The following is a 10,427-nucleotide window of genomic DNA, read 5'->3' as shown; positions in this document are numbered from 1 at the left end:
TGACATTACGGCTGTTGAGTACGACCCGAACAAGTACGCCCGCATCGATACCGGCGCACGGATTGAAGACCGCCCGATCTCCGTTATCCCGCCCGGCGTCCAGGCACCGCCAACGAACGTCCGGATCAGCGAGAACTCAGCAACGATTCAGGGCTTAGCCGTGGCCACGCTCTATGTGACGTGGGATAGAGCCGAGAACGCAATAGCGTATGAAACGGAGTGGCGCAGGGATAATGGCAACTGGATACCCGGCCCGCGAGTATCAACGCTGGGCTTTGAGATTCAGGACATCTATGCCGGTCGCTATCAGGCCCGCGTCCGGGCGATAAACTCGGTTGAGATTTCGAGCGTGTGGGCCAATGCGCCCGAGCAGCAGCTCTACGGCAAAATTGGCGAGCCGCCCGCACTGGCCAGCTTTACGGCTGTTGGCCAGGTGTTTGGCATCGTGCTGAATTGGGCATTCCCAGCGGGAGCAGAGGACACCCAACGCACTGAGATCTGGTACAGCATGCAGCCGGACGGCACCAGTGCTATGCACCTAGGCGATTACGCCTACCCGCAGCGCAGCCACACCATGACCGGTTTAGCCGCCGGAGTGCAGTTTTGGTTCCAGGCTCGCATCGTTGACAGGCTCGGTAATGCCGGGCCGTGGACGGCTTGGGTAAAAGGCTCATCAAGCAGCGAAGCGGATGAAATACTGGACTATCTCACAGGGCAGATAACCGAAACGCAACTCGGTAAAGACTTACTTGGCCCGATCGAGGACGCCAGCCAGCTTAAAAATATGTGGTCCATCAAAGTTGGCCAGACGTGGGATGGAAAGCTTTATTCTGCCGGGATTGGTGTCGGTGTAGAAAACACTCCGGCAGGCATGCAGAGCCAAGTATTATTCATGGCTGATCGATTCGCGTTTTTAAACGTGACGAATGGCGTGGTATCAACGCCGTTCGCTATTGATGGAGGGCAGACATTTATCAATTCTGCATTCATCAAAAACGGTTCGATCACTAATGCAAAAATTGGTCAGTCGATAACCTCGAATGACTGGGTTTGGAATGCAGACCCGGCGAAAACTCAAGGATGGGCAATCGATAAAAGCGGGTACGCCTGGTTTAATAATGTTTATATAAGAGGGACTATTCACGCAGATAATGGGTATTTTAGAGGGGATATCACCGGGGCAAATGGCACATTCCTCGGAACAGTGAAAGCGAATAGAATTCAAGGGGATTTAGTTGATATAAATAACCAAGTCACAAATGTCAATCTCAGCAGATGGATAGATAGTGGTGGTTACATTGATATACATATAGCGTATATAGCACCCGCCGAATTTAACCGTCGAGGGTTTATTACAGGCATGTTACCCGGATTGATGATTTATCGTAGTGATGATTGGCAAACGAAAATTTACGCCAAGCCAGGCAGCGTTATAAGTGCTTTGGGTTTAGGCGGCGGGCTTGCGGATGTCGCGTTACTTTTGAATGGCGCAGTAATAGCTCAGACAGATCATTTAAATGATGATCCATTAGGAAATGGTAGAGGGGTATCAATACCGACTACACCATTCAATATCAGTGCAAATGTTGAAAACTATTTAACGTTACGCATTAAAAACGTTGGTAGAGAAGGTAACTGGATAACTTGCCAGTTGCAATGTGCAATAACTCTATCACGTGCAACGCCAAATATCGTATTCCTTGTGTAACTTAACTAATAATTATGCATGCCCGCTTTATGCGGGTTTTTTATTTGGAGAAATAAAATATGGCAGTAATCAGCGGTATTCTGAAAGACCCGATCGGCGGCCCGCGTGTCGGCGTAGTCATCGAATTACGCGCAGTCAGAACATCAGCAACAGTTGTTAACCTGGCACGCTCTCAGTCGATCACCGATGCAACTGGCAAGTATACGCTGACTGTAGAGCCTGGTGCATACGATGTGATGATCACGGCCGGTGGACGCCAGCCAGAGCGCGTGGGAGGTATTACTGTAGCGCTTAACTCACAGAACGGGACGCTCAACGACTTCCTGACAATTCCAGGTGAAGCAGATCTCACGCCGGAGATTGTGGCCACTGTCGATCGCATGCGTGCAGACGCGGCAGCATCAGCAGCATCAGCAGCTACTAGCGCTAATGGATTATCAGGCGCTTTAAAAAATCTGAATTTCTCGCCTACTGAGGCAGTTGCAAACGCGGCATGGCGCAAAGTCGGTACTGTGAAAAACATGGCCCAAGGCGGCCAAACAATCGTTATCAGAATTGGCGGCACTGCATCGTATAACGGGCATCCTAATGCTAACGGCTTACTGGATATTGTTATTCGTACCGGCAGTGGTTCTGTAACGGGTGTTAATACAGTTGGCCGTGCGGCAGTAACTGCTTTCATTACGAATGGCATCGGTACAGTAAGCTCAACTCAGTTAATCAGCGATTTGGGGTTAATTGAAACAGCAGCCAATACGTTTGATTTATATCTGAAATTCAACCCATTCGTGAGCGGTATCTCTGCTGCGATCAGTGCTACCTCGATCTCGCATATTGCTGACAACTGGACGTGGGGAAAAACAGAAGTAGCTGATCCAGCAATCGTTTTGGAGCGTGAAATTATCAAGGTTTGGACTGAGGGAAGCCTCTCAAATCCATTGAGACTGGGTGATGCGGGGGTTGGTAGTGCAACATCAATTGCGGTATTCGATGCTGACGCGGTTGGTGTAAATCAGTTTTGCAGGTATCCAGCCAATACCCCTGGAGCGCCTTCTACTGCCCCATGGGCTGGGTTACAGGGTGGCTACGATAACTCTTCGCGCTGGGAAATGTCGTGGGTAATGGGTTCAACAAGTGTCTATTTACAGACGCGCTGCCGCTCAACGACAGGGGTGTGGGGGCAATGGGTTACTATCTGGCATGGCGGCAACACTACAGTAGACGCCAACGGCTTCATCAAGAAAGCCTCTCCGATTGTTAAACTCTTCGGTGATGGCACCAGCGAACTTAACGATCAGAGCCAGGGTATAACGACTGAGCGCATCAGCGAGGGTGTTTACCGGGTTTCTGGCGTGATGGGTTTCAATAGTGATCCAGCCTGGGGTGGCCCGAACGGCGGCATTGGTTTGCCGAAGGACAATAACGATCTGGCGCTGGTGTGGGTTGATTATGAAGTCGATGAAACGGGCGATCTGCTGATCAAGACATTCCACCGCATCAACTCAACAGCTCCGAAGTTCGCACAGAACATTGTTGCCGGTTACAAGGAAGGTCAGCCGATCGACATTCCCGCTGGCCGCTGGATTGATCTGCGTGTAGAGATGCCAGCAGGCGACGAGCCAGAACCAATCCCAGAGCCCGATGCAGTACCGGATACCGATCAGCAGTCTGAGGCAGAAACTAAGCAACCAGCAGTAACAGACCAAGAGGGGAGTAAAGAATTAGGCCAGGCTGAGGCAGAGTCTGAAAATGAAGGGGGCGACGAGCCTAAGCAATGATAACGAGGCCGGGAGAAATCCCGGCTTAATCATTTTTACGCTTGGATTTCTGAAGGAGATCAAATTTTTCGTGTAATGATTTCGGGTAGAGCTCGGTGTACACCTGCCACAAAATATTAATGTTACGGTGGCCTGTTACCTGGGCTACTTCCTCAATACTGAAACCTGCCTCAAACAGCCTGCTAGCCGCCTCCCTGCGCATATCGTGATAGCGTAAGTCCTTAATGCCTAACCGATCCCTCACTTGCTGAAATCCAGAGCTAACGGATTTCGAATTATAAGGAAATACCAATTCACTGTTTCTTGGCTGGCGCTGAACAATCTCCCAGGCATCACCAAGTAATGGCACCATCATATGGTTACCCACCTTCTTCCTTGGGTCTTTTCTATCCCTAACCATCACAGCCTTTTGGCTCTCGTCTATATCTTCCCACCTGATGCGACATACCTCCCCTATACGCATACATGACAGAATAGAAAAATTCAGGATGTCTACATAAGGAATGATTGCCTGTCGCTTGCTGGCGCGTTCCTGAAGTGCGACCAAAAGCCGATCTAACTCATCACTTGCTGGCCTGCGGTTTCTCCGTTGTGACTTTCCAACAAGCCCCATATTTAACGCGAGCGGCCTAGCCTCTAATGCCGGGTTACGTGTGTAGTCGATTCCATAGATAGGTTTTGCGCTGGACAGCACTGAGGATAGGTAACTTAAATCGTGGGCCACTGTAGCCGGTCCTGCGCCTGCTGACGCACGATCACGGCAGTGTTCTATGATGTGATGGTCTTGCAGGTCAAGCAGCTTAATTTTTGCGATATCGCAATCCAACAGCATGTTGAGGACATAGGTTTTTGTTCTACCAGCTTTGCCACCAGTTACGGGGTCGTTAATGTACTTTCTAAGCAAGTCGCCGACCGTAATTTCACTCAACTTACCTGTAGCCCCCGGCACCCCATCGGTTTCTATCTGGGTCACCCGGTTAGCACCCCAAGTTTTTGCAAGTTGATGGCGTCCAAAAGTTTTACTTTCGCGATAGATATATTTACCGCCCTGCTTAACGCCAACCGTACAGCGATAGCGCGTTGTGCCATCTGCGCGTTGCCGTTTTTCTATGCTATAGTATGCCATCTATGTCCCTTTGTCGTTTCCGGGTCACCATGTAAATGGGGTGCTCTGTGGGGTGCTGACAAAGAGAAAATACACGACTTGGTTACTGAATGCACCAAAATAAACCCAAACTAAATACAGACTCAGCGGGCGCTACGCCTGATAATCAACGTAAACACCCGCTTTGCCGTTTCTCCATCGCGCCGATGCTCGACTGGACCGATCGTCATTGCCGTTACTTTCATCGCCTGTTGAGTAAGGAAACGCTGCTGTACACCGAAATGGTGACCACCGGTGCGATCATCCATGGTAAAGGCGACTATCTGGCCTACAGCGAAGAAGAACATCCGGTGGCGTTACAACTGGGCGGCAGCGATCCGGCGGCACTGGCACACTGTGCCAGGCTGGCGGAGCAGCGCGGTTATGATGAGATCAACCTCAACGTTGGTTGCCCGTCGGATCGGGTGCAGAACGGGATGTTTGGCGCGTGTCTGATGGGGCAGGCGACGCTGGTGGCCGATTGCATTAAGGCGATGCGTGATGCGGTATCCATTCCGGTGACGGTGAAAACCCGTATCGGCATCGACGATCAGGACAGCTATGCCTTTCTGTGCGACTTTATCGGCACGGTTGCCGGGCGCGGTGAATGCGATATGTTCACCATTCATGCGCGTAAAGCCTGGCTTTCCGGGCTGAGCCCGAAAGAGAACCGCGAAGTGCCGCCGCTGGATTATCCGCGTGTCTATCAGTTAAAACGCGATTTCCCGCAGTTGACCATCGCGATCAACGGTGGGGTGAAAACGCTGGAAGAAGCGCAACAGCATTTGCAGCATCTGGATGGCGTGATGATGGGCCGCGAGGCATACCAGAACCCTGGTATTCTGGCGCGTGTCGACAGTGAAATCTTCGGCTCTGCGGCGAAGGTGCTCAGCAGCGTGGAGATTATCGAATCGCTGTATCCGTACATCGAACGTGAACTGGCCAACGGGACTTATCTTGGCCATATCACCCGCCATATTCTGGGCCTGTTCCAGGGCGTACCGGGGGCGCGCCAGTGGCGTCGTCATCTGAGTGAAAACGCCCACAAGCCGGGGGCTGATGTACGGGTAGTCGAGCAGGCGCTGCAACTGGTGCGTGCACCGCGTACCGAAGTGGCATAATAATTAAACAATCTGACCAAAAATTGGTTTTTTTGACCAAGAGCGTCATAAGCCGTGGCGCTCATTTTACTATATTTCAATCAGTTAAGTTTCCCATCGAGTTGGCATGTTTCTTGTAGATAGCAATGTAGACACATTGTTTTGCCAAGGAGCAACCCATGTTAGAACTTTTCTTCATTATCGGTTTTGTGGTCATGCTGCTGGTGACCGGTATTTCCCTGTTGGGGGTGATCGCTGCGCTGTTCGTGGCTGCGGCCTTTATGTTGCTGGGGGGATTGTTCGCCATGGTGATTAAACTGCTGCCGTGGCTGATTTTGGCGGTGATCGGCGTATGGATATACCGTTCAATGCAGAAACCACAGATACGCCGTTATTAGTTTTTTGCTGATTTATCAGTCAGTCATACTGAAAATCAGGCAACAGTTTGCTTGCCTAATGCGGCAGAGATCACACCTTGATGTTTTAAAAACGAATGTGGCACGTTAAGCATGTTTTTTACTTTTAGGGGCTGTTAGGATGCCTTCCGCAGTAGTGATGCCGATGATTTCATCACCGCGAGAAACAATAATAGCGTTGCTTAAGCAACCCCCATGTTTCTTGTGGGCTCTGTTCTACCCCTACAAAACGCAGTAATGAGAAAGGGTTCCGCAAGGAACCCTTTTCTTTTGGTTTAAAGCCCAGGAATCAACAGGCTGGAACCGCTGGTTTTGCCGCTTTCCAGCACTTGGTGTGCCGTTTGCGCATCCGCCAGCGCGAATTTCTGCTCCTGCTTCACCTCGACCTTGATCGCACCACTGCCGATCAGCGAGAAGAGTTCGTTACTGGCAAACTGCAATTCCTGGCGGTTGGTGATGTAGCCGTAAAGCGAGGGGCGGGTGACATACAATGAACCTTTCTGGTTCAACAGCCCCAGATCGACTCCGGTAACCGGGCCGGAAGCGTTACCGAAGCTGACCATCAGCCCACGGCGTTTCAGGCTGTTCAACGAATCCTGCCAGGTGCTTTTACCCACGGAATCGTATACCACGGCGACTTTCTCGCCATTGGTCAGTTCCGCTACCCGTTGGGCGATGTTTTCCCGCCGATAGTTGATGGTTGCCCAGGCACCGGCGCGCTTGGCCAGCTCGGCTTTTTCATCCGATCCGACGCTGCCGATCAGCTTGGCTCCTAAAGCTTTGGCCCACTGGCAGGCGATCAGCCCAACGCCACCGGCGGCGGCATGGAACAGGAACACTTCACCGGGCTTGATCTCATAGGTCTGGCGCAGCAGATAATGTACGGTCAGGCCTTTCAGGAAGGCGGCGGCACCCTGCTCAAAGCTCAGGTTATCCGGCAGGATCGCCAGCTTTTCCAGCGGTACGTTGTGGATTTCGCTGTAGGCCCCGAGCGGAGACTGCGCATACACCACGCGATCGCCCGGCTTCAGCGCGGTGACGCCAGCCCCGACTTTAATCACCACCCCGGCCGCTTCAGTGCCCAGGCCGCTCGGCAAGCTCGCCGGTGGATACAAACCGCTGCGCACATAAGTATCAATAAAATTGATACCGATAGCTTTGTTCTCAATCTGGACTTCGCCAGCTGCCGGATCGACAGGCGTAAAATCAACATACTGCAGCACTTCCGGGCCGCCTGTGGCGGAGAATTGGATGCGTTTGGCCATGTTATTACCTCGTCTAGATGTCTGATTCCACCCTACGCTTTCTTGTCTCGGCTATCCAGCCTGTACGATGCTGATTAATCCTTTTTTGCCATGGTGATGGCGCAAGAATCATGGATAAAAATCACGTATACTCTCGCGTCAGGATCTTCCATTCGCCACCGGATAAAGAATACGCTTCATGGCAGGAAAAAAACCAACCAACAAAACATTCGCGAACGAACCCAGAGATCGCCAGATGGAAGGGCTGAAGATGCCACCGCATTCGCTGGAGGCAGAACAGTCCGTGTTGGGCGGTTTGATGCTGGATAACGAACGCTGGGACAACGTGGCGGAACGCGTGGTTGCAAACGACTTCTTCAGCCGTCCGCACCGCCTGATTTTCACCGAGATGCAGCGCCTGCTGGAAATGAGCCGGCCTATCGACCTGATCACCCTGTCTGAATCGCTGGAACAGAAGGGGGAACTGGAGTCGGTCGGCGGCTTCGCGTATCTGGCTGAATTATCAAAAAACACGCCAAGTGCCGCCAACATCGGCGCTTATGCTGACATCGTGCGCGAACGTGCCGTGGTGCGTGAGATGATCTCGGTGGCTAACGAGATCGCCGACGCGGGCTACGATCCACAAGGGCGCAGCAGCGAGGATCTGCTCGATCTGGCTGAGTCCCGCGTCTTCCAGATCGCGGAAAACCGCGCCAGCAAAGACGAAGGCCCGAAAGGCATTGAACGCATTCTGGAAGATACCGTCGCCCGTATCGAGCAGCTCTATCAGCGGCCACATGATGGTGTCACCGGGGTGTCCACCGGTTATGGCGATCTGGACAAGAAAACCGCTGGCCTGCAGAAGTCGGATCTGATCATCGTCGCAGCCCGTCCGTCGATGGGGAAAACCACTTTTGCGATGAACCTGTGTGAAAACGCCGCGATGATGCAGGACAAACCGGTGCTGATCTTCAGCCTTGAAATGCCCGGTAACCAGATCATGATGCGTATGCTGGCTTCGCTGTCGCGTGTGGATCAGACCCGCATCCGTACCGGCCAGCTCGACGACGAAGACTGGGCGCGAATTTCCAGCACCATGGGGATTTTGCTGGAGAAGCGCAACATGTATATCGATGACTCCTCCGGCCTGACGCCCACCGAAGTGCGCTCCCGCGCGCGCCGTGTCTTCCGTGAGCATGATGGGCTAAGCCTGATCATGATCGACTACCTGCAACTGATGCGCGTACCGGCATTGTCTGATAACCGTACGCTGGAAATTGCCGAAATCTCCCGTTCGCTGAAAGCGCTGGCGAAAGAGCTGCAGGTGCCGGTGGTGGCGCTGTCGCAGTTGAACCGTAGCCTGGAGCAGCGTGCCGATAAACGCCCGGTTAACTCGGATCTGCGTGAATCCGGCTCTATCGAACAGGATGCCGACCTGATTATGTTTATCTACCGTGATGAGGTTTATCACGAGAACAGCGATCTGAAAGGGGTTGCTGAAATTATTCTGGGTAAGCAGCGTAACGGCCCGATTGGCACCGTGCGCCTTACTTTTAACGGTCAGTGGTCGCGTTTTGATAACTACGCAGGGCCGCAATACGATGACGAATAACCAGCTAAGGAATTGCAATGAAAGCGGCAACTGCGGTCATTGATCGCCGCGCTCTGCGCCATAATCTGCAACAGGTGCGCCGCCTGGCACCGCAAAGCCGCCTGATTGCCGTGGTGAAAGCCAATGCTTATGGACATGGCCTGCTGGAAACAGCACACACCCTGCAAGATGCCGACTGCTACGGCGTAGCCCGTATCGGCGAAGCCCTGATGCTGCGTTCCGGCGGCATCGTTAAACCGATCCTGTTGCTGGAAGGCTTTTTCTGTGCCGAAGATTTACCGGTGCTGGTGGCGAATAACATCGAAACCGCCGTGCACTGCATTGAGCAGCTTGAGGCCTTGGAGCAGGCCGAATTGGCGCGCCCGGTGCCGGTGTGGATGAAGCTGGATACCGGCATGCATCGCCTGGGCGTGCGCCCTGAGCAGGCCGAAGCGTTTTATCAGCGTTTGTGCGCCTGCCGTAATGTGGTGCAGCCGGTGAATATCATGAGCCACTTCAGCCGTGCGGATGAGCCGCAGGCGGATGCGACACCGAAGCAAATCCGTTGTTTCGAGCACTTTGCCAACGATAAGCCGGGGCAAAAGTCGATCGCGGCGTCTGGCGGCATCCTGCTATGGCCTCAAGCCCACCGTGACTGGGTGCGGCCGGGTATCATTCTGTACGGTGCTTCGCCGATGGATAACTCGCGTGCCGCTGACTTTGGATTTCAGCCGGTGATGACGCTGAAATCCAGCCTGATTGCGGTGCGCGAGCATAAAGCCGGTGAACCGGTGGGGTACGGCGGTGTCTGGGTGAGCGAACGCGATACCCGGTTGGGCGTGGTCGCCATAGGATACGGCGACGGCTATCCGCGCAGTGCTCCTTCTGGCACACCGGTGTGGCTGAATGGCCGCGAAGTGCCGATCGTTGGCCGCGTATCAATGGATATGATCTCAGTGGATCTGGGGCCGGATGCAACAGATAAAGTGGGTGACGATGTGGTGCTGTGGGGCAACCCGCTGCCGGTTGAACGGGTCGCCGCCTATAGCGGGATCAGTGCCTATGAGCTGATCACCAAACTGACCCAGCGTGTCGAGATGGAATATATCGGCGAGTAAGGTCCCTCCATCCCACCCCTCTCCCACAAGGAGAGGGTGCTGATAGCCTCTGCTCTTTTGGTAGTAATCAGATAATCTTGGCAACCTAAGATGAGATAGTCGGTGCTCAGGATGAATCCCTAGACTTTCAGTCCGACTCGATCTGTATCCCTTTGCAAATAAGGCTGATTGAATGCCGTGATCAGGTAAGTTTCCTGACTGATAGCGCGATCGATCGGTTCCCTTGTATGTTTGTAGTTGATGTAAAAAGATAGGTTGTACCGTGTTCTTACCCGGCGTGGCAGCACGTACGCCCTCTGGGACACCAAGCCCGTGGGAGAGCTTATTG

General features: G+C 53.0%; 8 protein-coding genes. 6 read left to right on the top strand and 2 right to left on the bottom strand.

Annotated elements, in window-relative coordinates:
- Together WG891_RS26150 and WG891_RS26145 are read left to right on the top strand one after the other, a co-directional pair.
- Positions 1-1,708 (top strand): phage tail tip fiber protein (locus WG891_RS26150; protein ID WP_337265029.1); only part of this gene is annotated, 1,708 nt, incomplete at its 5' end.
- 59 nt (positions 1,709-1,767) lie between these two features.
- Positions 1,768-3,486 carry a phage tail fiber protein gene (locus WG891_RS26145; protein ID WP_337265030.1) on the top strand — a complete coding sequence of 573 codons (1,719 nt, stop codon included), beginning with the start codon at positions 1,768-1,770 and terminating at the stop codon, positions 3,484-3,486.
- Positions 3,487-3,511: 25 nt separating this feature from the next.
- On the opposite strand, the gene WG891_RS26140 is transcribed toward WG891_RS26145, so the two are convergent.
- Positions 3,512-4,612 (bottom strand): site-specific integrase, encoded by a 1,101-nt coding sequence (locus WG891_RS26140; RefSeq protein WP_337265031.1) that lies wholly within the window; start codon positions 4,610-4,612, stop codon positions 3,512-3,514.
- Positions 4,613-4,701: 89 nt separating this feature from the next.
- Here WG891_RS26140 and dusA point away from each other — a divergent pair, with 89 nt between their 5' ends.
- Positions 4,702-5,751, top strand: coding sequence for a tRNA dihydrouridine(20/20a) synthase DusA (gene dusA, locus WG891_RS26135; protein WP_337265032.1), 1,050 nt, complete (start codon positions 4,702-4,704; stop codon positions 5,749-5,751).
- 158 nt (positions 5,752-5,909) lie between these two features.
- Entirely contained in the window at positions 5,910-6,128 is a 219-nt protein-coding gene (pspG, locus tag WG891_RS26130) for an envelope stress response protein PspG (protein ID WP_037403994.1), read from the top strand.
- A gap of 293 nt (positions 6,129-6,421) precedes the next feature.
- Here the strand turns inward: pspG and WG891_RS26125 are convergent, their stop codons facing one another.
- Positions 6,422-7,411: a quinone oxidoreductase gene (locus WG891_RS26125; protein WP_337265033.1), complete on the bottom strand. Its 990-nt coding sequence runs from the start codon at positions 7,409-7,411 to the stop codon at positions 6,422-6,424.
- Between the two features lie 178 nt (positions 7,412-7,589).
- On the opposite strand from WG891_RS26125, the gene dnaB reads away from it, so the two are divergent.
- Entirely contained in the window at positions 7,590-9,002 is a 1,413-nt protein-coding gene (gene dnaB / locus WG891_RS26120; protein ID WP_337265034.1) for a replicative DNA helicase, read from the top strand.
- Positions 9,003-9,019: 17 nt separating this feature from the next.
- On the top strand, positions 9,020-10,099 hold the full coding sequence (gene alr, locus WG891_RS26115; RefSeq protein ID WP_337265035.1) for an alanine racemase: 1,080 nt from the start codon (positions 9,020-9,022) through the stop codon (positions 10,097-10,099).
- The last annotated feature ends 328 nt before the right edge of the window (positions 10,100-10,427 follow it).

This window comes from Serratia sp. MMO-28, from assembly GCF_037199905.1.
Classification (GTDB): Bacteria; Pseudomonadota; Gammaproteobacteria; order Enterobacterales; family Enterobacteriaceae; genus Chania; species Chania oryzae.
Note: the sequence above shows the minus strand (reverse complement) of the source record. Positions and strands in the feature narration are given on the sequence as shown.